Raw genomic sequence first — 26,595 nt, 5'->3', positions numbered from 1 at the left:
GCGTCAGAACTGGGAGTCGGAGCTGGTTTCATACGAGGCTGCCTCATTCGAGGCGAGCGGCTCGCGCGTGGGCCGGTCGGAGCCGAGCTGGTAGACCGAGAGCCATTGACGGAAGATCGCGTCCATCGAGAAACGCTTGCTTGCGGATTCCCTCGATGCAGCGCCCATGCGGGCGCGCAATGCGGGGTCGTCGCGCAGCATGGCAACGTACTTGGCCATGTCCTCCACGCTCGTTGCGACGAAGCCGGTCACGCCATGCTGCACGACATCGCGGTTGCCGACCACGTCGGTCACGACGGCGGGAATGCCCGCGACCTGGGCTTCGATCAGTGCGATCGGCATGCCTTCCCAGCGCGAGGTCTGCACGTAGATGTCGAGTTCGGAGGTCAGCTCCAGCGCGCGTTCGCGCGTGACCCAGCCGCTGCACGTGACTGACCCACTCTTCATTTGATCAGGCAGTTCTTCGAGATTGCCGCCGATCCACAGGAACTTGACGGAAGGGCCGCTCAGTTCGCTGGCAAGCTTCACGAATGCCTGATGGTTCTTCTGATAAGAAGCGCGGCCGCTCATGCCGACCACGACATCGCCAGGATTGCGCTCGATGCGCGGCGGAATCTCGGTAACGTTCACGCCGTTCTCGATCATGCGCGCCTCGCGCGTGCCCATTCGGGTTTCGATCTCGCTCAGCTCGCTTTTCGAACACGCGACGATGGTGCCGCCCATGCGAGCGGCAATGCGCTCGAAGCTCAGATAGGCGAACTGCTTGACAGGCGACACATCGCGCCGCAGGAACGCGAGACCATGCGGCGAATAGAACACGCGGGCACGCGGCGCGGCGATGCGAGCGGCGGCGCGGCCCAGCACGCCTGCCTTCGACGAATGCAGATGCACGACCGAAGGATCAAGCTCCTTGAGCTTGCGCACCAGGTTCCACAAGCTGGTCCAGTCGTTCTTGACGCTGACTTCGCGGAACATGCTGACGTAGGTAAGCTTGACTGCCGGATGAAAGAGCTTGGAAAAGTTAACCGGTGTTTCCTGCCGAATCGAATGAAGGATCGTTACGCCGACTCCAGCGGCCGCCGCGCGATTGGATAGCTGCGTCAGCATTGACAGAACTCCGCCTCCGAAAGCCTCGGTTATATGGACGATCTCTTTCATATTGAACTCATCGTTGTCGTGTCGCCGAGTGCCCGCGGCGACCACATGAGAAGGAAGCGGCCTAATCGTTATCAGTTAAGGACATCACACTTTCAAGCGCGCCGAATGCATGCGAGATGGGAGGGCGCCTGCCCACCTGCAAAAGAGCACATTAAAGAATCCGGTAATGTGCGCGTTGGAGTACTAATGGAACGCAAAAAAACCGCTCCATCCCCGCCAACGCGCTCCGACCCAAGCATTACTCGTTCCTCGCGACTGTCTCCGCGAGGAATCCCCGTCAAGCTTGCTTCCCAAGCTTGGATTCCAGAAGCGTCTGTCCGGCTCGCACGGGCCCGGAAGACACTCCGATACCGGTCTTTGCGAACGTTGCTTCGCGTCGCGCCGATAAGGCGCACGGCGGTCGTTTGACTACGACCACCTGTCGCGAGACGTAAAGCCCGATTGATCAATCATATTTTTGACTTCTCCAAGCCGTGCCTTTCAGAACAGCTTGAGCACTTTCCTTGAGCCCGTGCTCAGGACCCATCAACACAAAGCCTTACTCTGCTGATATGACTGTTTCATTGCTCACTTCGTCATCGCTATTTGACGGTAGACGAATTCTGCTGAGCGACCACTGCTTCACAGACCTGCAGAAGTATGCGCAGATCCTTGAGCGGCACTGCGACCGATTGCATGCGCAGGCTCTGCGCCTGGTCCACCAGCTTCTGCACCAGCTCGATCGACGTATCCTCTGATCCCATGTCAGACCGCTCACTTAATTAATTAACTGTTCGTACCAATACGATATCGACTCGACTCGCCTTGGTCCGTGCGCTGCTCCACATACACGCATGCAACTTTTGGAGTAGGCCGCTATCGAACGTGCGGCGCCGCACCAACGTCGCGCACTGATTCTTCATCAAGGGGCAGTCATTCACGCTGCTGGCCCGATGCCTTCATCAACCTGCACGACACCCTTGATGCTTTTATAGCACGCACCCGTTTGGCCTTTACGTGCGCTTGACCGTGTAAGTCAGCGGCTTAGGAGAGGCAGGTCACATAACGCGATCACGTGCCCGATCCCGCGCTCTCGGTGATCGGCCGGCGCAGGAACGGCACCTTCTGCAGATGCAGCGTCAGGGCCATCGCACCAGCTACACAGGTCTCGACGATCAGCACCGTAGCCGCCGCACCCTGCTCGCCGAAGAGCTTCGCCAGCACGGCAAGCAAGGCGAAATTCAGTACCGCCGAACCAATCAGCACACGGCTGAAATGACTCTTCATACCGAGCGGGAGCATCGTCTGAACGCCAAAGAGATCAGAGAGTCCGGCCATGAGCGGCACGAACGCCATCCAGCGCAGCACTTCTACCGTAGGCAAGAACTGCGGACCATACAAGAGCTTTACTGCAAGCGGAGCAGCGAAGAAGATGCAGAGCGATATGAGCGAGACGATCGACCCTTGCAATACGAACATCTTCCGCAAGAACGCGAACGCATCATCCTTGGCGTGGTGCATGAGGAAACTGACACGCGGATAAGCGGCGGTCTTGAGCGGCTGTAGCATGTTCAATGCCGCGCGGATCAGTTTGTCGCCCGCGGCGAAGTACCCCGCTGCCACATTGCCCGAGATGAACGTCAGCAACACGATGTTGCTCGAGGCATAGATGTCCACCAGCGACGTCGCGATGAACACGCTCCAACCTTCCTTCAGACGTTCAATGATGGTCTTGAACGATACTCTGACGAAATCGAGCTCGTGTCGAAAATACAAATAAATGCAAATTGCGACGCCGGACAAAAGTGGGACGAGCGCATTCACGGCCATCGCGATATAGGCGTCGTCGTGCTGGCGCACAAACAGATACATCGCGGGAATGCTGAGCGCGCGGCCCACGAACACGAAGCCGCTCAGCATCCCCAGATCTTCGATGCCCTGGAAGTACCACGTCGGGATCAGCATGGCGCCGATGGCCTGGCCGTAGCCGAGCAACAGCAGCTCGCGGTTCTCTTCGAGATAAGGAATGGCGGAGGTCAGCACGATCAGCACGATCAGGCCGGCAACGGCCAGCGCAGCCTGGGTAAGGATCGTTTCCCAGAAGACCTGCGAACGCAACGCACGGTCTTCGCGATTGATGGACACCTTCGGGGTAGCGGTAAGAGAGAAGCTGTAATTCGTGAGTGAAATGAAATAGGCGGTAAATGCCAGGCCGAACGAAAGGCGTCCATATTCGCTCGGCCCGAGCACGCGCGCGAGCCACGGCAACGTCAAAAGCGGTGCAAGGTAGGTGGATACCTGCAGCGTCATCAAAATCGTAAAGTTCTTCTTGAATGAAGCCATTGAACGGTTTTCCCGGCTTGGAGCTGTGCGTGATCTTGATGACTGAGGGGCAAAGATCGCAAACGTCGCGCGTTTGCGCCTGAGCGGTGGGCCTAAACATGACAGCGTCACAGGCGAATAGTTTCGCTTGTAGGCCGCGCCGTCAATGCGGTATGCGGGAAAAGCTGTCTGCACACCCGGGCGCCGCCCGGGTCGAGTGAACGGATGCTGCACAGAACGCACCGGTTCCGGGCACCTGATAACCCGATGACGGCGGCTCTTGTACTACCGTATGCATTTGACAGGCCGCGGCCGCAATCATCAGTGGGTTGGCCCACGCAATGCAGGATTCGCAACGCTTTTGAGCAATTGAAAATCCGGCATAACCCTGTTAGGGCGCAGGCAAGAAGCGAGTACGGGCTGCACGCTTCCGGTCAGACGAGAGCACCGTCTCTTGCTCGTTCCACGGCGCATGCGGGCGGCTCATCCGCTGCCACGTCCGTGCGCGCAATGACGCGGGCTTGCATGCCGATGAAGCGGCGCACCACGTTGCGCGTGATCTGATCGACGATCACACGGCTCTCCGCTTCCGGGTCCATCAGCACGCGCGGCCAGTCGGTCGTGCCGCCGTTGAAGACGAGACCTTGTCGCGGGCCTGCATTGCGATCGGGCTGGAACATGCCCATCGCGCCGACGCCGCCCATGTCCCATCCGGTCAACCGCACCGTGTCCGCGAGCGTCACGAAACCATTCGGCTCGGGCGGCACGCCATCGACTTCATAGCCGACGAGGCGGTCTTGTGCGCCGAAGGTCTGCCCATTGACGAGACCCGTACCGGCGAAGATCCAGTGGTCCGCTTGCCGCACCGTGTATCCGATCGCCTCGCGTTCGCGCTTGATCCAGCCGCCGCGCAAACGCTTCCATACGCCATACTTGCCGCCGCCATAAGCGTAACTCAGACCGATCAGACTGGACTCGTCATAACCCGGCCACTTCTCGCCGAGCCGATTCATCACCGTATAGTCGCCGTTGATCGGCGCTTCGCCGAAGTCGATCGGACGGAAGCAGGTATTGCCGCTGAAGATGGCGAGATTGCCGCCTTGCGCGATGAACTGCGCCACGCGCTCACGCATCTGCGTGGACCAGTATTCGTGATGTCCGACGCTCAGCATGCAGCGATAGTTCTCGAGCTTCAGATCCGTGCCGCGATGCAGGTCGTGATCCGTGTAGAAGTCGCACGCAATGCCTTCCGCGCGCAGCCAGCGAATGAACTTTGCATCCCAGTGCGTGAACTGCTGACGCGGCGAACGCGGATCATAAGGATCGGTCGGCTCGCCGAGTTGTGCACCCAGGCCGCCGCCCGGACGCTGAACGCTCACCGTGGTTTGCGGCTGCGTGCGGTGAATCGGGTCGCCGTAATAACAGCCGCCGCCCATCGAGTTATAAGCGTGGTACGTGTTGATCGGCACGATGTACGCAATCTCCGCAGACGGCTTGCGGGGCCGCGCGATGATGAGCGCCATGCTGTCGGAGGCGGGCGGTCCCGCGAAGATCGGCTTGTGCGCGGCCGCGCGACGGCCCAGTTCATCGAGCGGCTCGCCGTTCGCGCCCACTTCGTAGGCGATCGCAACGTAGGCGCCACTTTCGATGTCGTCGGCATTCGGCCTGATCGAAATGGTCGGCCAGTTCCAGTCTTCATCGTGACGCGGGTGCCCCGCGCGTCCCGGCGACTGGAAGACGGTTTTGCCGTTCTGCAACTGTGCCTGCACGGCGCCGCCCGGCTGCACGACGATGCCGCCCATGCTGGTCAGCCTTTCGTCATTGCCCTGGTGATAGATCGCGACAGAAAAACGCGAACCCGGCTGCACCGCGAGTTCGAACGACTCGCCCGCGGTGAAGCCGGGCCTCTTCGGGTAGATCTGCATGCTGAAGGCCCCTTACGACATTCTTATCATTGTTGACTGCCCGCGGACGGACGCCCGCGCAGATTGGCGGACGGCACGGCGCGCGCCGGCGCGGCAGGCGGACGCAGTTCGAGTCCGAGTACCCGCTTGACCACGCGCTTGGCCTGGAACCAGCGGCGATCCGCGACGATCTTCTTGTGGAACAACAACTCACTGGGCGTATCCCGCCGATTCACCGCGAACGCGCGATAGTGCGCGGCAGTGGCCTCGACGGTCCGGATGGCTTCGGCGAACGCATTTGCATCGACACGCGCCGCCTGATGGCACGCGTACGAGAAGACCTTGTGGAACATCGCGAGCCAGAAGGCATCGAGCGGGCCGCCATTGCAGCGTTCCATGGTTTCTTCGGCGCAGATCGTGAGCGACGTGACCGTATAGGGCGTTGCTCGCGTCGTGATGCTGCCGGCGCGGCGCCGATAGAAGTAGAGATTGTCGGCGAGACGAAACAGCGTGCTGGCGCGCGCATAGACGAGCGGAATGGCCGCGGCATCTTCGTACACGCGGCCCGCGGGAAACTCGATGCCGTCCCACAACGCGCGCCGGTACACGCGCGCCGCCGGGAACACCTGATAGACGCGGGCGAAGTCCAGCAGCGCATCGAGATTGCATGGACGCGTGCCGGCGGTCGCGGGATCGATCAACTGAACCTTGTCGATCACCTTGCCTGCCGAATTGATGATCCCGACATTGAACTCGATGATGTCGGCGACGTTCTGGTCCAGCAACGGCATGATCTTCTGCGTGAAGTCCTCGGACCAGACATCGTCCGAATCGAGGAAGCCGATGTAGGGCGACGTCGCTTCGGCAATCGCGCGATTGCGCGCGGCAGACACGCCGCGGTTCTCCTGATGGATCACACGGATGTGGCGGCCCAGCTCCGTGCGCTGTACCTCGAGAATGCGTTCGAGCGTGTGGTCAGTGGAACCGTCGTCGATGACGATGAGCTCGATCTCCTCCGAGCGCGGTTGCGAGAGCGCCGACGCCAGCGAGGCGGCGATGAAATGCTCCACGTTATACGCGGGGATGATCACCGACAGCAGGGTCTTGCGAGTACCGTTGTGGACGCGTGTCATAGCTCGTGTCACCGGTTAGTGTTGGTATTGAGGCCACCGTGGCAGAGGCCGGTTCATGCGCGCCGGCTGTCCAATGCGTCATTGGTCAGGTGGAATCCTATAGGCAGTTGTAAGCCGGGAATGTTCGCGTACGCACGCATGGAAATTGGCCGCTGCCGATTTATTTTTTATTTGCGCGGCGCCGCATATTTGAAAGCGGACGCTAAGCCCCTTGAATCGAGTATGTCCGTTCAAAACGCTGCCAATCACTCATCGATACCTTCAGTGCCCCGTCGCCATTGCGTTTGCGGGCGCCGCTCAAGTTCTGCGTGCGCGCTTCGATTAAATGCGCTCCGTGGTTATATCAAAACAGATAACCCGTGAATTTGTAACGTGTGTTTAAAAAATCGGAAGACGAGTAACGCCGCTTTATGTCAGGAGCGAAACGTGCTGCAAGCCCGAAGCGCCCGGTTCTTACGGACTGGAAGCTTGTCCGCTGAATTCAGCGGAGCGCCGAACGTGATGACGTGTAACGTTTGCGCGTCGGCTTCGGACGGGAAACGAGCGCGTAGGGCGGCAGCATGCACAGGAGGCACTCACATATAATGACTTGCAGAATCCATTCACGAGGGCCGTCTGTCCTCGTGATCCGCAGGTTTTCACCGTCGTTGCGAAGCGTTGCCTTCCCTTGACTTTAACCGCGATAGCCCTACAGCAAGGACCCATAACCGTGACAACGTCTTTTTCCAGTACGGTCGAAACGGGCGGCGCGCAGACCTTCGACGCGGCCGTTGCAGGAAACGACGGCGTGCTGGTGCTCGACGCCGCTCAGCGGTGCCTGTCGGCCGACGCCGTCTTTGCTCATCTCTTCGATCTCGATTCCGCTGCATTGAACGGCCGTGCGTTGGCGGAAACGCCGTTGCCCGGTCCGCTCGCCGCCGTGCTCGGCGAAACCGCCGACGCCGCGCTGGCCGGCAACGGCACGCGCCGCGCGCAGGTGAGCATCGGCGGGGACGCTGCAACGCGTTCCTTTGCGATCATCGCGTTGCCGGGCCAGGATTGCGTCACGCTGATCGTGTCGCCGTCAGCGTCGGAACGCAGTGAAGAACCCCTCGACCGTGTCGCGCATCTGCGCGCCGAGGCCGCGCTCTTCATGCGCGACCATGTGCTGTCCATCGTGTCGCATGATCTGCGCGGTCCGCTGAACGCCATCCACAGCTGGGGTTATGTACTCGAGCGCAAGGTCGACGCAAACGATCCCGCTGCGCAACGCGCACTGGCCGGCATTCGTTCGGGCGTCGAACAGCAGGTGAAGCTGATCGAGCAATCCGTCGATACCACGCGCGCCGAAACCAAGGCCTTGCAGGTCGCGGTGGCGCCGGTCGCGTTGCGTCCGCTGCTGGAGCAAAGCGCGGCGCTGGCGCGTGCGAGTGTGGCAAATGCGCGCGGCGTGACCATCGAGCTCGACACGCCGCTCGCCGAAGAACAAGTGGAAGGTGACGCAGAGCGCCTTCTGCAAACGCTGTGGCTGATGCTGGCGTTCGCCGCCGAGGCGGTCCCGGCCGGCGCGGCCGTACGGGCGGCCAGCAATATCGAAGGCAGCATGTGGCGGACCGATGTGCGCTTCACCGCGTCCGCGCAGGCGCTCAACGACACGGCGTCCCCGCATGTGCTCGAAGCGTTCGCGCGCCGCCAGGCGCTGGAACCGCGTGAAGGCGGGCGCATCGCGTGGGGGCTCGCGTTGTGCAAGCGCGTATCCGAGGCGCATGGCGGCGGCTTCGAACAGAGCGACATTGCGGACAACGCCGAGGTGACGCTGTCGGTGCGCATTCCTGTCGCAGGGATGTGAGTTTACTTTCGATTTGCTGTCGCCTCTATACTGACGCTTTCCACTTTCGAAGAGAGTTGCCTTGGCTCAGGTCGTTGCGCTGATCGGCGCATTGTTGCTCGTCGCGTTGAATGGTTTCTTCGTCGCGGCGGAGTTCGGGCTCGTCAAACTGCGGCCCACGCGCGTCAAGGCAATCGCGCGGACCAACGGCCTGCCGGGCCGTCTGCTCGCAAAGGTTCACGGGCAGCTCGACGCCTATCTGTCTGCCTGCCAGCTCGGCATTACGCTGGCTTCCCTCGGTCTCGGCTGGATCGGCGAACCGGCATTCGCGACCTTGCTGCATCCGCTGTTCGCGCTGATTGGCGTGGAGTCGGAAAAGCTCATCGAATCCATCTCGCTGTTCTTCGCCTTCACGGTCATTTCGTTCCTGCACATCGTGGTGGGCGAACTTGCGCCGAAGTCGTGGGCCATCCGCCGCTCGGAACAAGTGGGGCTGTGGCTCGCCATGCCGTTGTACGGCTTCTACTGGCTGATGTATCCGTTCATCTGGGTGCTGAACTCGAGTGCGAACTTTGTGTTGCGTCTCTTCGGCATGTCGGAGGAACACGGTCACGACACGCATTACTCCACGGATGAATTGAAGCTGATCCTGCGCGGCCGGCGTCACGGCGGCGCGTCCTCGTATAACGAGGACGAGTGGAACACCATCGCGCATTCGCTCGATTTCAGCCGCATGACTGTGTCCGACCTGATGCGTCCCGCGCACGAACTGGTTGGTCTGCGCAACGACCTGCCGATGCGCGATAACCTTGCCGTGATTTCACGGCATCGTTTCTCGCGCTATCCGCTGTACGCGGATGCATCGGGCGAACGCGTGGTCGGCATGATTCATTTGAAGGATCTGCTGCTCGCGGGCGACGGCCAGGGACGCGGCTTCAACTTTCATCTCACGAAGCAAGCCGGCAAGCTCGATGAACTCTCCCGTCATGTGCGGCCGGTGCAATATGTGGCGCCGAATCTCTCGGCGCTCGAACTGTTCCGCCGCTTCCGCAAGGGCGCGCCGCATCTGGCCATCGTGGGGCGAAAGGACGCGAAACCGATCGGCTTCATCACGCTCGACAACCTGCTCGGTGCGCTCGTGGGTCAGATCCACGACGAGTTCCGTCAAGGCGATGCGGACTGGTCGCGCATGGACGACGGCACATTGATGGGCAAGGGCAGTTTGCCTGTCGTGTCGCTTGAACGGGCGCTGGGCATCGATATCGACGAAGGGCGCGCCGAGTCGGTGGGTGGCCTCGTCATCAATGCATTGGGCGACCTGCCGAGCGAAGGGCAGCGCGTGGAGTTCGACCAGTTCGATATCGTGGTGAAGAAGATGAAGGGACCGCGTATCGTGCTGGTGCGGGTTTATCCACGGGAAGAAGCGCTCGAAGAAACGGAGTGAGTGTGCGCTGATCGGTTTCGATTGGCGCAACAACGCATCCGCTGCTGAATCAAATCACCCTGCAATAACAAAGTTATACCGGTTGATAACTCGATCAACCGGTTGACAACTGCCGGAAAGCAGAACTTTTCCGTCAGATGCTTGCTTGTGCATTGTCGATTAGTGTCGCGGGTTAAGCCACGCGACAGGGTCCGGGTACGATAACAATCAAAGAACCACCGACCGACATTGCACAGTCTTTCGCGATTCATCACGGATCGCTCTCAACGATCTGACGCCGGCCCCGGCCGGCCTGTGCATTCAACGCCTCTCCCCGATTACGCGTTCCCGACGCGTGCTTCACCGCGCCTGCGTGATGTTTGCCCGGATTGTGCCGTCTTATCTCTTTGCATAGGAGCTCGTTTCATGCTGCGTGCCCAGGTCGATCAAGAGACAAACCCGAACGATGCAAGTTCTCTCAGATCGCGCCGCAGCAGGCATCGAATCGTTTCCGGACATGACGCGCGCGATGCTTTCGGCATGCGCTCGGATGCCGCGAATGAAGCCGCGCAAGACTCGGAAGAAGGCAGCGATGAAACGCTTGCATCCAGCCCGGGCGGGTTCATCGATGTCCTGATGCCCTTGGCCGGGCAGATGGCTTTCGAGATCGTGACGGCGCTGTTTGCGAATTATCGCGACATGGAAGCCGCTTACGCCGATCTGAAACAGATCCATGCGCGCATTCGCACATCGGACAAGAGGGAATGGACCGGAATACTCACGGACCTGATTGCATTCATGCGGAAATGCGCGCCTTTGCTTCCCCACGCTGCGCAAAGAAAAGTCAGCGCGACATGCGATGCACTCGAACAGGTGGACCAGCTCTGGAATCTGTGCGATTCGATCCGGCAAGCCATGAACAATCCGGAACTGGCCTGGCACGACAAGCCCGGACTGATCGCATCGGCGTTGCAGAAATGCAAGAGCGCAGTCGCTTATCTGCCCGACAGCTTTAGAGATTGGATTGCCTACGCCAGCGAGGCTCAAAAGCAGTTCACGGCATCTTATCAAGCGATTGAGCACTTCGAGTCCCAGTTGTCCTCCGTGGAAAGCGGTGATCTCGCGATGATCGCCGCGATCCAGTCCACCCTCGATAACGAAGCCTTCAAACTGCCGCAGGCTTTGCGGAACTTCCTCAATACCTTGCCCCGTTCGCACGTTGAGTTGCAGGCCTATCGCGGCAAGGTCAGCTCATTGCTCTTGCGCTTCAAGGAACTGAGTGAGGTTCGCAGCATCGCGGACGGGTTATCGAGCATGCAGGAGCTCGTCTCCGCAGGACTGATCGACATGCGCGGGCTTTCCACCCATTTGGACTCGGCTCTCGATATCGAATCCCAGGTGGGTCAATGGTATAGCGAGCTGACTGAACTTCGCACCATGCTGGGCGCAACGCTTGAAGCCAAAAATGCCAGCGACGCCTTGACACAGGTCAGCAAGGCACTGGACCTGCGCGCATTGAAATTGTTGCTGGGCGAACCACTCGTGGCATCGCTCGGGGCGGCGACGGAGATGCTCGCCGGCCTGAGCAAAAGCTTCGACGCCGGTCAGGGAATCCATGCGCGTCTGACCTCGATCGTGCAAGGCGACGAATCACTGCGGCAGAAGCTCAACCTGATCTCTCGCCTGATATCGGAGACCGAGCAGCTTCCGGAGTCATTCCGCTCATCCCTCGTTGATGTGCCCGTCACGTTGAACACGCTGTCGGACGCGCTCGCATTCGGCTCGATGGACACAAACGCGGGCATGTTGGAGCAGATCGCGAAGGCGCTGCGTGCGTTGCAGCGGCTGACAATGAAACCTTTCGTGCGGCAGTCATTGGGTGCTGACGCAAGCGGGCATAGCGCACGCGTGATCGGAACCATGGCACAGGCGCTGGACATCGTGGGCCTGCTGGAAAAGCAGATTCATCGCGAGGCCACGTTCGAGGCGTTCGTGCATGGGCTCATGAGCATGCGGGGCGAAGGAACCGCGTTGTCAGAGGCGCTGGAGCAGCTTTCGGGACTGGCAGACTCGATACTCCAATCACTGGAGCCCGAGCGAAAGAACCTGCCCGATTCCGCGGACGCGGGTTCGACGGCGGGAAAGCTGAGCGCGTTACTCGGATGGCTCGCTCATCCTGAAGCCGAAAAGCTGATCCTGTCGGGCGTGCCCATTCAATACAAGGAAACGACGCAAAACGCGGTAAGGCTGTTTCGGCAGATCAGCGGATTTCCGGCGACAGGATCCTGGGACAATCAGCGCGCATGGCTGCGGGAGCATCTGGTCAACGCCGACACACTGCACCTGCTGATTGGCTCTTACAGCGACACGGTGAAGCGTTGGCGAAGCCTCGTGGTCCAGAACGATGCTGTGATGGCGCTATTGAAGCGTTTCCTGCCGTTGATCAATGGCAATAACCTGACACTCTCCAGCATCCGTTCTGTGCTGTGTTCGCGCGAAGCGGCCGGGGCCGCTCAACAGGCATTGTCCGTTAGCCTGATCCATGTTGAAAGCCCGGTTGGTTACGGTATTGGAACGGTAGTGGAGCAGGGCATCGGCCTCAGTCTGGCCTTGACCGACGAAGATGAAGCAATTCGCCGGTGCACCATGACGGCCATTGTCGAGGCACTCGAGAACATGTCTCGAAGCATGGCCGTGAGATATGCTCGCGCGGCCAATCCAGTCATGGCGCTGCTTGCGGACGCTCTGTATTCGATTCTTCTCGGACCCATGCTGAAGAAGTTTCCGGAAGCCTACGCGCGCAACGTGACGGCGGCGGACCGGGAGTCATGCCGGGCCTTCGCGACAGCGCTAGCACGAACGCTCCTCAGCACCCATCCGAGCGCGGCGGAATTGACGGAAAGCGTCAAAAAGTTCGCCATCGATTCTCCAGCGCTAACGAGCTGGATACGCGTGGGTGCCGCCATCGTGCAGCAGATCGGCAGTCACATCTGGGAGATCCATCTCACCCTGGACGTTTATCTGTTGGTTCGCGCCGACTCTTTCAGGCGCGCCGAACGGCTCCAGGCGCTGACGACCACGCTGGCGACGCTGCGCAAGCTTGGCTACGAATGGGCCGGGCCACTGGCCACGCTGGCTCCGCTTCTTCCTGATCTCGATGACGCACGGAAGCTGCTGAAGCGCGAACTCCCGCAGGCAGATTCGTGGTTCGACTGGAGCGTTGCGCTGAGTCCGATGCTGGCGCAGAGTAATGCGCCTTCCATTGTCCGATTGAGACAGGCGCTTGCAGGACAGGTCGCCGCATCGCTCAGGGGCGGGTTCCACCAGCTTGTCCAGTTCGGGTTCTCCGAGCAGACGAAGCCCGACGCCAGGAACGACATCGACGCCCGCCTGGACGTGGCTCAGGCCCAGGCGAAATCGTTGCATGCCGCCTTGCTTGCATTGGCTCCGAAGGTCGGCGCGGCTGCTGAGCCGTTACTCCGGCAAGCGCGAGGCAGCATCGCGTCAATGCCATCGATCAAACGCGCGTTTGCGTGGCTACGTGGCGCGCAGCCCACCGAGTTCAGCTTGGTCGATGGGGCTCTCGCGGTTGAATACGAGCATCACGGGATCCAGCTGTCGGAAGAGAACAGGGCTTTAACAAAGGACGGTTCGCCGGACCCCTGCGGCATTTACCATCACGGCGCCAGCCGGTATATCCGTGTGGAGGGAAGAACATTCGAAATCGTATTCGACAGCAGCTACGACATATTGCGTCTATTGAAGCCAGGGGCATCGGAACACATGGGCGGGTTGACCGGGCCTGCCATCACGTTCCGCGACAAGCGCTGGTTCGTCACCGACGCTCACAAGATGCTCGGAGGCACGCTCGAAGCCGAAGCATTGGAAATGGACGTGGAAGGCTTCGAGGCCGAGTATCTGGTGCGCGAAGTTCAGGCGCTACTGGATGTCATTGAGGCAGGCACCTATCCCTTTGCGGAAGCTGAAACGCTCAGGTACCAGCTCTCCGACTTCCAGCTGACGTTCGCACAACTCGAAGCGGTGGTAAAAGAACTGGACCATCCGGCTCGGCGGTGGACGGGAACCGCTATCGGCGCAGGCCTTGCCGTGCTTTGCCTTCTCGCGCTCATTTATTCTTGGTACACGTGCCGATCGCCATTTCCGCGCCGACGAAACGCCTCGGCGGACTTGCATGACGTCCAGACGAATTCTGCCGAGGAGATCGCTTGGGTACCCATGGGCGCGGACAGTCAGCACGTTGCCGGCCTTCCGGTCGTCCCTGAGGCTGACGCTGTTCCAAGGCGCGGGGCGTCCGGCCGCATCCCGCAGATCGCCGGCGTGGCGTTTCTCGTATCTGGCGGAGTGTTCGTCTTGGGATCATTGGCGCGCACATGGCTTCGAAGGGAACAAGACGCGGCGAATCTGCCGAAGCAATCCGTTGCCGAGCCGCAAGCCGGTTCGTCGACAGCGCATCAGGTGGTCAAGCGCGCGGTAGCGGCATCAAATACGGGGCGCGATTGCTCCGCGCTGGCAAAATATCTGGATGACTACGAAGGCTGCAAGCTCGACGACAAGCGCGTCACCATGCCGGATAACATTGACGACGTGCTCTGCGTTTATGCCGACAAAAAATATTACGTCCCCGTTGAGGCGAAGTTCTTCGAGATCAGCCAGCTGCAGCGTAACCGCTTCGGTGGAAATCCTTTCGAGATAGACCCTTCGATCAGGTATTTCGCCAACCTCGCTCTGGGGGAACACACTGTGGTAGACGTGGTTTACGCCGAATCGTTGCGATGGCGAGTCTCCAAGAAGTGGGACGGCGGTACCTACCCTGGGATAACCCCGGAGGCGCCTCTCTACTACGTGGAACATTCGAAAGACCTGCAACGAGGTCCGCGCTCTTTGCTGGATGAATTTCTGTATGCAAAGGATAAGAAGGATAGTTATTCAGGCCACGGGAAACTCATAAGAAGAAATCCTGGTGATCACAAACGTGTGTTCTGGACCCTGCGGTCGGGTTATCTGATCAAAGCGGTTCGTCTGTATTGGCCTTTGACCTGGTGGAAAATTTTCCAGCCTGACTCAAATGTTGCATCCACATTCACCGCTGCCGGGTACGTGACTTACGGAAAAAATTCCAATGAAAAGGCGATGTTTGTCCTTGATGAAGATCGAGGCTGGATGCCCGCCGTCTTCGCGAACGGCGATGTGCACATATTCAATTCCCTTGACGATTTCCACAGATTTGAAGCGCGCTATCACACCAGGATAGAACCGCTTTTGGTGCCTTCCACGAAAAGCCTTGTTGACCAGGTTATCGAGCGTAGATTTTCGAAGGCAGATGCAGTTCATAGTACTACGGTAGGAGCGCATCCGAAAAAGCTGGGTCACCAAGTCTACTTTCGCATTGATAAAGCCGGGTATATTCAGGCCGAAAATGCCTATTTCTACTTTAAAAATGATGAATATCGGCCGGTCGATCTGAAGGAATCGGATCATGAAAGCGGCGCCTTCGCTAGCCGCGATCTAACCTATCACGGACACTTCGACTACACATTCGAAGGTCAGAAGCGAATCCTGCATGTGGTTTTCAGCAAGACAGAAGGACTGCTTCCGTCCGTGATGAACGATCAAGGAAAGCTGGATGGGATGCGCAACCCGTCCAGTGCAAGCAACACGACGGCCTCGGCCGCATTGCTGGAACTGGGGCGTACATTCGGCAGTGACGGAGCATACGGCGCTCAAGGTCAGCAGCGAGGGCAAGACGGGAGTCTGTACTACGATCTTCTGGACGGACAGTCCGATCTGCTGATCTGCTTTGCAGGGAGATATTGGCAGTTCCAATGGAGGAACGTTTCCGAGGGGGTGCTGAGTGCGTCGTTCGGCGATGGAACCGTGTGCGACGTGAACCTGCGCCTTGCCAACAAGGTCTGGGCGCTGGACTGGGAGGGGAGATCGGCTCCTTCCTGGTTCACTGAATGCCTGAGAACCATGATGGCGCGAGGGGAAGTTGGCGTCAGGCTGATTCGGGAGGCTGAAAAGAAATGGGCCAAACGTCCAGTGAGGAACGCGGCTGAAACGATGCAAATCCTTTCAGCGTGCTTGAACAGCTTCGAAGCGGAATACCGATCCACTGATGCGAATGAAAAGTGGCGCACTGTCATAATACTGACTGCGCAGCTGTTTGCCTTCTTTGCACACGACATCACATCCGGAGACTGGCGACAGGAGTTTCCGCGCCGGATTATCGAGCAGTTGGGAAGAATTATCATGCAGGAGGACTTCTCGGAATACATCGACAAATCGATCATGGACGACGCTGTCGAATCCACTGACTCGATCAATGCAATTGAGAAAATCGACGCGGAGCTGGCTGAAGTCGATGAACAGAAAACACTGATTTCGAGAGCAATCCTCGAAACAACTGCAATAAAGAATAATGCGGGTAAAGTCTTCTACGTGGACCCCCTGTATGTGTTTGGCGGCAAACCATCTGTGGAAAAAGTCCCAGCGTTTTTCAAGCTTGGTTTCGACTGGCTGCTCCAATGGAACGATCTGACACATGATTGGGTCTGGGCAGAAGAATACCTCATCTGGTTGAACAAGGCGCAGACGGAAGTGGACGACAAAAAGAAGGTCCTGCAGGATCGGCGTGATCATTTGGGATCCACGGAACTTTACAAGCGAATCTTCGACGCCTATCAGGCCGGCATCGAAAAAGGAAAGAAGCTTGAAGAGAAATACGCTCTTGCGATCGACTGGAGAGCGGGAGCTTACGAAGTCAATCAACGGACGCTCTGGGCTCACTATTCAGGCGCGCTGGCGGAACTCGCGCTTGCCGCCCAACGAAGCGGAAAAGCAGGAGTCTCCAGAGACACGGCGGATGCAGAGACAGTATCTGCGAGATATTATTTATGGACGCAATTCTCGAAAACCGCGAGATTTCATGAGTTGATCAGCGCGGTTGGCTCAGAGATAGAAAGCAGGAAAATAAAACCCAAAGACCGCTACACCGACATAACAGACTGTATCGTTGCCGCGAGGGAAATAATCTACGAGGGAGGCTCGAATAAGATCGAATTCGTTACCACGGATCTTGCTTTCCTGGCAGTGAGCATCTACACAATCAGTACGACCTCGCAGAGCGTTGAAACCATGCGGGGAAGGCACTACAACGGCTTGCACACCACTTTTCTGGAGAAAGGTCGGTCCTTCCACCCGTTCGCTGTGCTTCCCGAAAAGCCTGCTTCCTACTTATCCATGGCTGGAATCAAGCCGTCATCGCAGTTTGGCTCGGGGGACGAACGATACGAACGCTATGACAGACAGTTTACGGATTACAGAGCAACAGGACTCCCCTACGACGCGGGATTGATGATAAAAATCGGCCTGGAGAATGTACAGCTTCAATACGGGCGAATGTACGACGTCAAGGCCATTGTTAATCTTGATGTCGATTGGGTCGGAGTGACCGCACGGGCACATTTGATTCAGCTGAATGACGATTCCTGTTTGTTCTATTTTTTCGTGAAAAATCCGACGGTAAAGAAAACCTTTGAAAAACAGAGGAAGGAGGTTGAAGAAGAAGTAAAGAGCTGGCATACAGGAATGGAATGGCTGCCCAAAATACCCAACTCTCCCGACTTGACCGAGGCATATAGCTCGGCTTTGAGGACAATGCGACCATTCATGGTCGAGGCGCTTTCCGAGCTGACCAGCGCACAAGGGCGTCCAGGCATCTACTTCGGGAAAGTCAAATGTGAATTTGAGAACCACGCGCGGGGTGGTGGGAGGAACATCAAAAGGTTTGAGAAGAAAGAAAAGATCAGCCCACCCGCTGACTCTGTCATCGGCACCCAGCTCGTACCTTATCTTCTCAGAGAGACGGAGAAAGATTTGAGCGACATGGCCGACCTGCTGCATTCGTCCATGCACGAACTTTCGCCGAAGGACAAGTGGATTGGCTTCTTCGTCGTGTTTTACAGCCAGATTCGAAAAGCCAGTCTGGACAAGAACCACAACGTGGATCCATTTGCGATCATCGTTGATGCAGCAACCGTCTTGCTCACGGTCGTTCCATGGTTAAGATCCTCGATTAAAATCGTGAAGGATGCCAATCTTGGTGGCCTGTGGAAATTGGGCATACGCACGGGTCTGAACGGCCGAAAGTTGGCCGCTCATGTGATCGCTCAAATTCCGCTTAAATCGGTCACGAAGCTTGGCAGAGAGTTCCTCACCCTGCTGTTCGACCTTTTTTTCCCCTTCACATTTCCGTTGAATCCATTTGCGCTTAATTTCAGAGGGGTGATCTCGAAGGGCAGGGTGATCGTCAGGACCAGATCTGCCTTCGAGGTGCTCTCGGATACCCGTTCTCTCAAAGCGTTCCTGGACAATGCAATTCTGCCTCCGAATATCGCGGCCCTTGCGAAAGTGCCCGTGAAGCCGGAGGAAGGGGTTACGCGAGTCGGGCCCGATCTTTACCGGAACGAGTTTTCGTACGACGTAGACGGGCAGCAACTCGCGATCCACTACATCAAGGTTGGGGACATCTATTACGTTATCGACTGGGATACGAATTTCGACACGGCCGTCCTTGACGACGCTTCCAGCCCGTTTCCGTCATATCTTCGCCGAAGGTTTGCCGACTGGGTTGCAAGCACTTCGCCCAGAAGGGGCGGAGGGGCTGCTTCGCCGACGTGGGCAGGCGCCGGCCTCGACCGGACCTCGGCGCAGGCAAGATACATGGTGACGGAAGTGCGGATTGCGAAGAGCGATGCACTTGTCATGCTGCGTCAGGCGCGAGAGGCCGCGATGAGCGATGCACAAGATGTCCAGGAGCAGGTGAAACAGGCCTTCCAGATATTCTTGAATGACTCCAGTCCGGCGACGATCCACGGCTTCGCACACAATCTCTCGAATATCATCGAATTTCTGACTGAGATCAGCGTTTCAGACGACGTGGCGTTCCTGGGCGGTAAAGCAGGGCGCAGGCTGTCCGCTATGGCGGGTTCAGCTTTTGATATCGCCGAGGCACGTGATGCCACCACAGGGATCCAACCGCAGGATGTAGACGCGGAGCACAATCAGCGGGTGGATGCCGTAACAGGGCCGGGTTTCATCAAGAGAGGCGAGGATACCGGAGCGCACCTGTACGCTGCGCGAGAAGACATCATACCGCTGGCAATGCGACCTGATAACTTCGACACAGCGACCTATATATTCGACGTCACAGCCCATCTTGTCCGAACGAATGAGTTCTGTCGAAGCGTTATTCGTGAAGGATTTGTCGCGACAACGAAGAACAGGCGGATTGCCCGGAAGTGGACTGCTTTGATGGAGGCGGCCAAGCAGAATCTGACGAAGTTCTCTGCTGCGGAGAAACAAGTGTTTTACGATCAACTGTCGCTGACGTACAACCTGTTCGTATTCGATGGTCAACCGCTGGAAGCGCGACCCTTGGCGGCGTTCGTCAACGCCAACGCGAGGGGATGGAACGCGACGGGAGAGGAGGTGGGTGTCGACATCTCAGGTCTTCTGAGAGAGGACCGGAAGCTCGCGGAAGGAGAAAGCGCCACCGCCGCAAGAATGGCCGACCCCGACCTGTTCTCGTTCCTCGTAGTCGTGCTGAGTGACATCCGGGCGGATCCGCCGAGATTCGAGGATTTCACAACCCGCGCCGCGCAGTTGAAACCCGGTGAGAAACTGATGTGGAAATGGTTCAAGGGAGAGCCCTCAGCATGAACTGCGCGATGCCTCAGCCGGCATCGCGCACGACATGACACGCTCAAGGCCGGGGCACGCCTTCCTCCACCAGCAACGCCACCGGCATCGCGCCCAATGCGTCGCGCATGAAGAGTTGCGCGCCTTCGGCCTTCGGGGCATTCGGACTCAGCCAGTCGAACAGCGCACGCGAGTGCAGCGCTTCCGGCAGCACGATAGCCGTATCGCCCCAGCGCTCCGCTGCGACCAGCGGCAGGTCCGCATCTGCATCGAGCAAGGGCGCGGCGAGCCGCGTCGCGACGACCACCGCAAACGCGCTGCCCGCATGCCGCGCATAGGCAATCACATGTCCGGCCTGTGCGCCCGTTACTTCGAGCGGAATGTACTCGCCCTGCGCGAACAACGACTCGCAATGCTTGCGCAACGCCAGCGCTCGCCGCACGACAGCCAGCTTCACGCGCCCGTCGCGCCAGTTGCCGATCTGTTCCGAGGGCGCGCCTTTCTCCTCGATCTCGGCAAGCCATGTGCGCCGCAAGTCGAAATCGACAGGCCGGCGATTATCCGGATCCACGAGGCTGAAGTCCCATAGCTCGGTCCCCTGATACAGGTCCGGCACGCCGGGCGCCGTCAATCGCAGGAGCGTTTGCTGGAAGCTGTTCACCGCGCCCAGCGGCCCGAGCCGTGCGACGAACGCGGACAGTTCCTGCAGAAAACCATTGCGCCTTTGCGGCGAGACGATATCGAACAGAAAGTCCTTGCATGCCTGTTCATAGGCTTCATCCGGCGCGAACCAGCTGGTGCGCAACTTGGCTTCGCGCAATGCCTTCAATTGCCACTGTGCCACGCGCTCGGCCAGCTCGTGAACGCCTGCTTCATCGTCCGGGGCAAGCGTCAGCGGCCAGCAACCGACGAGCGTCTGATAGAGCATCGCTTCCGCGGCGGGGCCGGGCGCCCAGTCATTGAGGTCGCCGGTTTCGGCCAGGCCGCCGGTCGCGCCGCGCCGCAGCGGCGTGTTCAGCGTGGACCATTGCCGCAGCGTCGCGGCCCATTCGTCCGGGATCTCGCTCAGCGCGGCGATGCGGGCGCGCACGTCCTCACCGCGTTTGTGATCGTGCGTGGCCGTGCACAGCATCGCGTGGGGGAAGGCCGCAAAACGTTCCTGGTTGCCCGCATGAAAATCCCCGACCGATAACGCGAACTCGCCCGGATCAGCGCCGACTTCATTGCGTGAGATGAGCCGGCCATAGCGATAGCACGCCGTATCCTCGACCGCCTTCGCCGCCACCGGCGAGGTCAGTTGCGAGAACAAGGTCTGTGCGGCGCGGCGTTGTGAGCCGCTCGACGGCTGCTGCGCATTCTGTCCGGCCTGACCTGCTGCCTGTACTTGTGCATGATTCCGATCGCGATCGCGATCGCGATTGCGCTCTGCGGCGCGGTCTCGTCCACGCTCAACGCGCGCCTCCTGCGGCGCCTCGTCGGGCAGCTTGCCGCCGAGCCATTGTGCAACCTGATCGAGCACGACATGATCCGCGCGCGAGAGCGTCGCGCGCGCGGCGTCCAGCGCTTGCGAGAAGAAGCGCTCGTCCTCGGCGCTGCGCACGCTGCCCAGCGGATAGATGCGATACACCGGAAAGTGCACGACCAGTTCCGCAACCACGCGGCAGATCGACGTGAAGGTGAAATCGCGGGTAGTCTGCGCGTCGCGCGCGATACGGTGCAACGCGCGCGTCACGCGATCCAGCTCCGCCGCGAGGTTCTCCGCGAGAATCTTGCGGCGCGCGCTGAGCGCTTCTTCCGCGAAGCTCGCGCTCCCGCCCGTGAGCTCCGCCCAAAGCGCGGCCAGCGGTTCGGCGCCGGCCGGATCGTGCAGCAGCGCGCCCACGTCATTCATGAAGTCATAGCCGGTCGTGCCGTCCACTTGCCAGTCACGCCGCAGCGGTTCGTCTCGTCCGAGAATCTTCTCGACCACGAAGTACGTATGTCCGTTCCCGTGTCTCAACGCCTCGGGACGCGCAGCCGACAGCTCTTCGAGCCGCGCGCGCAGACGCTGGCAGTATTCGCGCGGCTCGGCGAGGCCGTCCACGTGATCGACGCGAACGCCGTCGATCAAGCCTTCGGTGAAGAGCCGGAAGATCAGCGCGTGCGAAGCCTCGAATACTTCGGGACGCTCGACGCGCACGCCGCCCAGCGTGCTCACGTCGAAGAAGCGGCGCCAGTTCACTTCGTCGGCGGCGGTGCGCCACCAGGCCAGCCGATAATGCTGGCGCTCCAGCAGACGATGCAACCGGTCGCGGCCCGCCGGCGTATCGGAAGAATGCGCGGCGAGAATCGCCTCGATCGCGGCCTGGCCGCCTTCGGTTCCCGCGATCGTGACGAGGGCAGTGCGGGCATCGGCGGCGCGCGGCTGGTCGGCGGGTTGCGTCGTGAGACCGGCGAAGCGTTGCGCCAGTTGGGGCGCTTCCTGGAACACGGCGGGATAGTCCACCGGACACACCGGAAACGCGTGCGAGTAATACGTGATGACGAAGCGACCTTCATCCGCGCGATAGTCGAGCTTGATCTTGCCGCCTTGCAGCTCCTCGCCATACGAGGCGCCGAGGAACGGCGCGAGCACCTTGCCGCGCAACGCCGGGTCCGGCGAGTGCCAGTCCACATCGAAGAAGCGCGCGTGCGTCGCGTGCCGGCCCCATTCGAGAATGTCCTGCCACCACGCGTTCTCGGAGCCGCCCACGCCCATGTGGTTCGGCACGATATCGACGAGGAGGCCCATGTCGTGCGCACGAAGCTTCTCGACGAGACGCCGCAACGCGTCTTCGCCGCCCAGTTCGGGATTGATCCGCGTGTAATCGACGACATCATAGCCATGCGTGGAGCCGGCGGTGGCGGTCGTGATCGGCGAAAGGTACGCATGGCTCACGCCGAGCGACGCAAAGTAGTCCACGAGCGCGGCGGCGTCGTCGAGGGTGAAATCCTTGTGCAGCTGGAGCCTGAGCGTGGAGCGCGGAACGGTCATGGTGAGTCGGTCGGATTCGAAGTGGGTTCGTTCGGTTGGGCGGAACGCTTGCGCGCGCTATCGACGGCCAGCAGCCGGTCGGCGAAGGCGTCGTCCAGAAACAGTTCATCCACGGGCAGCGTCAGCCGCCGGCGCCAGTTCGGATGCTCGTCGATGGAGCCGGGCAGGTTGGGCTGTTCCACCAGCGCCAGCAGGTCTTCGAGCGGATAGGTGACGAGCGGCGCGGGCGTCGCGGCAACGAAGGCCAGCGCCTCGTCCACGGGCGCGTTGTCGAGATCGGGTGCAGCGACGTCGGCGGGCGCGATGCCTGCGTCCTGAAACGCGCGCCACAGATGTTCGCGATCTTCGCCACGCTCTTCCAGCGCCACTTCCACCGCATCGCGGCCGTCGGCGCGCGCCATTGTCTGGCCGATCTTCGAACGCCACACGATGTCTTCGCCGCGCCACCATCCGGCGACCGTCGGCAGATCGTGCGTGGTCGTTGTCGCGGTGACGCCGCTGTCCCATTCGCGCGGCGGCTTGAAGCCGGGGCCGTCCACTGCGCGCTCGAACCACAGCACGCGAATGCCGAGCAGGCCATGTTCCTGCAAACGTTCGGTGAAACCGGGCGGCACCGTGCCGAGATCCTCGCCGACCACGATCGCGCGATGCCGCCACGATTCCAGCGCGATCAGCCGCAACAGGTCTTCCAGCGGATAGCGCAGATACGCGCCGTCTTTCGCGCTTTCGCCTTCCGGCACGAGCCACAGGCGGCGCAAGCCGAGAATGTGATCGATCCGGATGCCGCCCGCGCATTTGAACGCACAGCGCAGCATGTCGATGAACGCGGAGAAGCCTTGCGTGCGCATCGCGCGCGGCGAGAAGGTGGTGAGTCCCCACGATTGACCTGCCTGATTGAACAGGTCGGGCGGCGCGCCCACGGAGACGCCGGTGAGCATTTCATCGCGATACGACCACGCATGACTGCCGGCGCTGTCGCAGCCCACGGCGAGATCGGCGACCAGTCCCACGGCCATGCCCGCATCGCGCGCGGCGTGCTGGGCGTGCAGCAGGCCCTTTGCCGCGAGCCATTGCGTGAAGAGATGGAAGTCCACTTCCCGGCGATGGGCGCGGGCGAACCCGGCGACGGCTTCGCCGCGCGGATCGCGCAATGCCTCGGGCCAGTTGCGCCAGTGGCCTTCGCCGTTCGCGGTGAGTTGCGCGGCCTGCAAGGCCTCGAAACGCGCGTGGTCTTCGAGCGGGCGTCCGCCTTCCTCGACGAACGCGGCGAAGTCCTTCGCGAAAGCGGAGTCGTGATCGTCCGAGAACTTCTCGAACAACGCGCGAAGAATGGCGAGGCGCGCCTGGCTGGCGCGCGGCCAGTCGATCAGCGTCAATTCCTCGAGCGCCTGGAGTTCGCCGGCGAGACCGGCTTGTTCGATGGCGGCGCGCACGGCGGGCGCGCCGAGCACGGCGGCTGGATCGACATGCGCGACGTTGAGGAACAGCCGCGACGACGGCGAATACGGGCTGAACTTGTTCGGCTCGGCGCTGAACATCGCGTGCATCGGGCTGATGGCGACAGCGTGACCGCCGCGCCGGGCCGTCTGCGTGGCGAGCGCGGCGAGGGCCGTGAAGTCGCCGATGCCGCCGTCGCCGTTGCGGCGCAGGCCGTACACCTGGGCCGCGACGCCCCACAGCGGCGGCGCGTTGTCAGCGTCATCGCCAAGCGCGCGCCAGGCGTCGTCGATCGTGTAGCAGCGCGCGGGCGCGACCGCCAGCGTCGTGCGATGGTCGTTGATGACGAGCGTGTGATAGCCCGGCTCGGCGATGGGCGAGAGCAGCGCGGTCTCGCCCTTCGGCGACGTGAAGCGCCCGTCGATCACGGCGCCGTTTTCGAGCTCGATGCGATAGCGCGCCCCCGACTTCGCCGCCGACACCGGCAGCGCGATCGCGCGGTCCACTACGGCCGTGATGAGCGGCGGCAGTTTGCGGCCGCTCGTTTCTGCATCGATGGCGGCCATGCTCTGTTTGATCTGCGTGGCAGTGCCGCAGGGCAGGCCGAGCTTTTCCAGCAGGATGCGCAGCGTGGTGTCGGGCACGCGGCGCATCTCTTTATGCGCGTCCTGCCATTCGACTTCGAAGCCGGCGCGCGCCGCAAGGGTTTCGATGCTGCTCGACGAAGCGGCAGCGGATTTGTCGGCGGCGCTCACAGGTTCTTTCCTTCGGCCGACGCCGGTTCGAAGCGGCGCGCATCGTGCGCGATGGCGTACTCGTTCACATCGCCGGTCAGCCACGCGAGGAAGGTGCGGCCGCCGAGTTCGCCGTCGCGGCTGCGATCCTGCGCACGCGCGGGGGTCTCGAAGATCACCTTGCCTTGCGGCGTCTCGTCAAGCGCAACGGGCGCATCATCGAGGTTCAAGGCGACCGTAAGCGTTTCGCCATCGCCCAGTTTCCAGCGCGCGATCAGCGCCTTCTCGCCGAGCACCGTCGCGCCCAACGCCTTCGCTCCCTTCAGGCGCGGCGTGACGAGCTTCGCGCGCACCGTCAGCGCCGACCGGTAGAAGTGCAGCCAGGCGAGCCGGTCTTCCTCATCCTGTTTGCGAGCGGCACTGGCGAGGTTGCTGAGCGCATGAGGCGACGACATCTCGAAGGTCTTGATGTCGTTCGGATCGGGAATCTGTGCGCGGCGTTTTTCATCGGTGAACGCGGAGAACTTCGCAAACTCCTTGCGACGGCCTTCGCGCACTGCGTCAGCAAGCTGGTCGTGATAGTCGGTGAAGAACAGGAACGGCTGCGTCGAGCCGTATTGCTCCTCCATGAACAGCAGCGGAATCTGCGGCGAGAGCAGCAGCAGGCCCGTTGCCGCATGGAGCGCTTCGTCATCGGTCAGCGCGCGCAGGCGCTCGCCCATTGCGCGGTTGCCCACTTGATCGTGGTTCTGCAGGAACATGACGAAGCGGGTCGGCGGCAGATGCGCGCTCTTTTCGCCGCGCGGCTTGCCGTCGTGGATCGGCGACGGATCGCCCTGATACGCGAAGCCTTCGGTGAGAATCCGCGCAAGCTTGTCGATGGGACGGTCGCTATACGCGCCGTAGTAGCTCTCGCTCTCGCCCGTCAACAGCACGTGCAGCGTGTTGTGCGCGTCGTCGTTCCATTGCGCTTCGAAGTGCGATTCCAGCAGGTTCGCGGTGTTGTGTTCGTTCTCCAGCACGAGATGCACATGCCGGCCGGCCTCGACCGTACTGCGGATGCGTTGTGACAGCTCGCGCAGCCACTCGTCGTCGTTGATTGCATGCACCGCATCGAGGCGCAGGCCGTCGAAGCGATATTCATTGAGCCAGTACAGGGCATTGTCGAAGAACAGGTCGCGCACCTGCGGCCGCTCGAAATCGATCGCCGGTCCCCACGGCGTATGCACGCCTTCGCGGAAGAAGGTCTTCGCGTATGCATCGAGGTAATTGCCGTCGGGGCCAAAGTGGTTGTAGACCACGTCGAGGAATACCATCAGACCCAGTCCGTGCGCGGTATCGACCAATCGCTTCAGTTCGTCCGGACGACCGTATGACGAGTCCGGCGCGTAAGGCAGCACGCCGTCATAGCCCCAGTTGCGGCTGCCGGAGAAGTCGTTGAGCGGCATCAGTTCGATGGCCGTCACGCCCAGTTGCGCGAGTTCGGGCAGGCGCGCCGTGACGCCCGCATAGCCGCCCATCGCGCCGACGTGCAGTTCATACAGCACGGTCTCTTCCCAGGGCCGGCCATGCCAGTTCGTATGGGTCCAGCGATACGCGCGCGGGTCGATCACCTCGCTCGGGCCATGCACATCCTGCGGCTGGAAGCGCGAGGCGGGATCGGGCACGGCCAGATCTTCGTCGAGCCGGTAGCGATACAGCGTGCCCGCGCCGCCATCGGCTTCCGCTTCGAACCAGCCGTCGCCGGTGGGCTGCATGTCGATCCGCTCGGGCGCGCCGCTTGTGCGCTGGATCTCCACTTGCACGGACTCGCGCGACGGCGCCCAGAAACGAAAGCGCGTGCGCGGATGTTCGCGCGCTGCGCCCGTCAAATGAGCGCCGAAAGGAAGGCAATACGCATGCTGATGCTTGTGCGGATCGATCGGACGTTCGGACATGATGGCTTGCCTGGTTCTCGTGACTGCA

At 60.6% G+C, this 26,595-nt stretch carries 11 protein-coding genes; 3 read left to right on the top strand and 8 right to left on the bottom strand.

Annotated elements, in window-relative coordinates; genetic code table 11:
* Positions 1 to 3: 3 nt before the first annotated feature.
* From QCE63_RS32545 to QCE63_RS32525, 5 genes are all read right to left on the bottom strand, one after another.
* Positions 4 to 1,158 carry a glycosyltransferase gene (locus QCE63_RS32545; protein ID WP_309838873.1) on the bottom strand — a complete coding sequence of 385 codons (1,155 nt, stop codon included), beginning with the start codon at positions 1,156 to 1,158 and terminating at the stop codon, positions 4 to 6.
* Between the two features lie 581 nt (positions 1,159 to 1,739).
* Positions 1,740 to 1,901, bottom strand: a complete 162-nt coding sequence (locus tag QCE63_RS32540; protein WP_309838871.1) for a hypothetical protein — start codon at positions 1,899 to 1,901, stop codon at positions 1,740 to 1,742.
* Between the two features lie 307 nt (positions 1,902 to 2,208).
* Positions 2,209 to 3,480, bottom strand: coding sequence for a flippase (locus QCE63_RS32535; RefSeq protein ID WP_309838869.1), 1,272 nt, complete (start codon positions 3,478 to 3,480; stop codon positions 2,209 to 2,211).
* A gap of 413 nt (positions 3,481 to 3,893) precedes the next feature.
* Entirely contained in the window at positions 3,894 to 5,384 is a 1,491-nt protein-coding gene (locus tag QCE63_RS32530) for a N,N-dimethylformamidase beta subunit family domain-containing protein (RefSeq protein WP_309838867.1), read from the bottom strand.
* Positions 5,385 to 5,410: 26 nt separating this feature from the next.
* Entirely contained in the window at positions 5,411 to 6,496 is a 1,086-nt protein-coding gene (locus QCE63_RS32525; protein ID WP_309838865.1) for a glycosyltransferase family 2 protein, read from the bottom strand.
* A gap of 709 nt (positions 6,497 to 7,205) precedes the next feature.
* On the opposite strand from QCE63_RS32525, the gene QCE63_RS32520 reads away from it, so the two are divergent.
* The 3 genes from QCE63_RS32520 to QCE63_RS32510 all read left to right on the top strand — a co-directional run bounded on the left by QCE63_RS32520 (position 7,206) and on the right by QCE63_RS32510 (position 19,467).
* Positions 7,206 to 8,324 carry a sensor histidine kinase gene (locus QCE63_RS32520; protein WP_309838864.1) on the top strand — a complete coding sequence of 373 codons (1,119 nt, stop codon included), beginning with the start codon at positions 7,206 to 7,208 and terminating at the stop codon, positions 8,322 to 8,324.
* Between the two features lie 61 nt (positions 8,325 to 8,385).
* A complete protein-coding gene (locus QCE63_RS32515; protein ID WP_309838862.1) occupies positions 8,386 to 9,747 on the top strand; it encodes a hemolysin family protein in 1,362 nt (453 codons plus the stop codon).
* Between the two features lie 405 nt (positions 9,748 to 10,152).
* Entirely contained in the window at positions 10,153 to 19,467 is a 9,315-nt protein-coding gene (locus QCE63_RS32510) for a hypothetical protein (RefSeq protein ID WP_309838860.1), read from the top strand.
* Between the two features lie 43 nt (positions 19,468 to 19,510).
* On the opposite strand, the gene treY is transcribed toward QCE63_RS32510, so the two are convergent.
* From treY to treZ, 3 genes are read right to left on the bottom strand one after another with little or no spacing between them, the layout of a single operon-like run.
* Entirely contained in the window at positions 19,511 to 22,459 is a 2,949-nt protein-coding gene (treY, locus tag QCE63_RS32505) for a malto-oligosyltrehalose synthase (RefSeq protein WP_309838858.1), read from the bottom strand.
* Positions 22,456 to 24,651: a 4-alpha-glucanotransferase gene (gene malQ, locus QCE63_RS32500; protein ID WP_309838856.1), complete on the bottom strand. Its 2,196-nt coding sequence runs from the start codon at positions 24,649 to 24,651 to the stop codon at positions 22,456 to 22,458. Before malQ ends, treY begins: the two co-directional genes overlap by 4 nt.
* Positions 24,648 to 26,567 (bottom strand): malto-oligosyltrehalose trehalohydrolase, encoded by a 1,920-nt coding sequence (gene treZ, locus QCE63_RS32495; protein WP_309838854.1) that lies wholly within the window; start codon positions 26,565 to 26,567, stop codon positions 24,648 to 24,650. The genes malQ and treZ overlap by 4 nt, the downstream gene beginning before the upstream one ends.
* Positions 26,568 to 26,595: the final 28 nt, after the last annotated feature.

Origin of the sequence: Caballeronia sp. LZ065 (assembly GCF_031450975.1) — a bacterium.
Taxonomy (GTDB): domain Bacteria; phylum Pseudomonadota; class Gammaproteobacteria; order Burkholderiales; family Burkholderiaceae; genus Caballeronia.
This window is presented reverse-complemented; position numbering and strand designations above follow the sequence as displayed.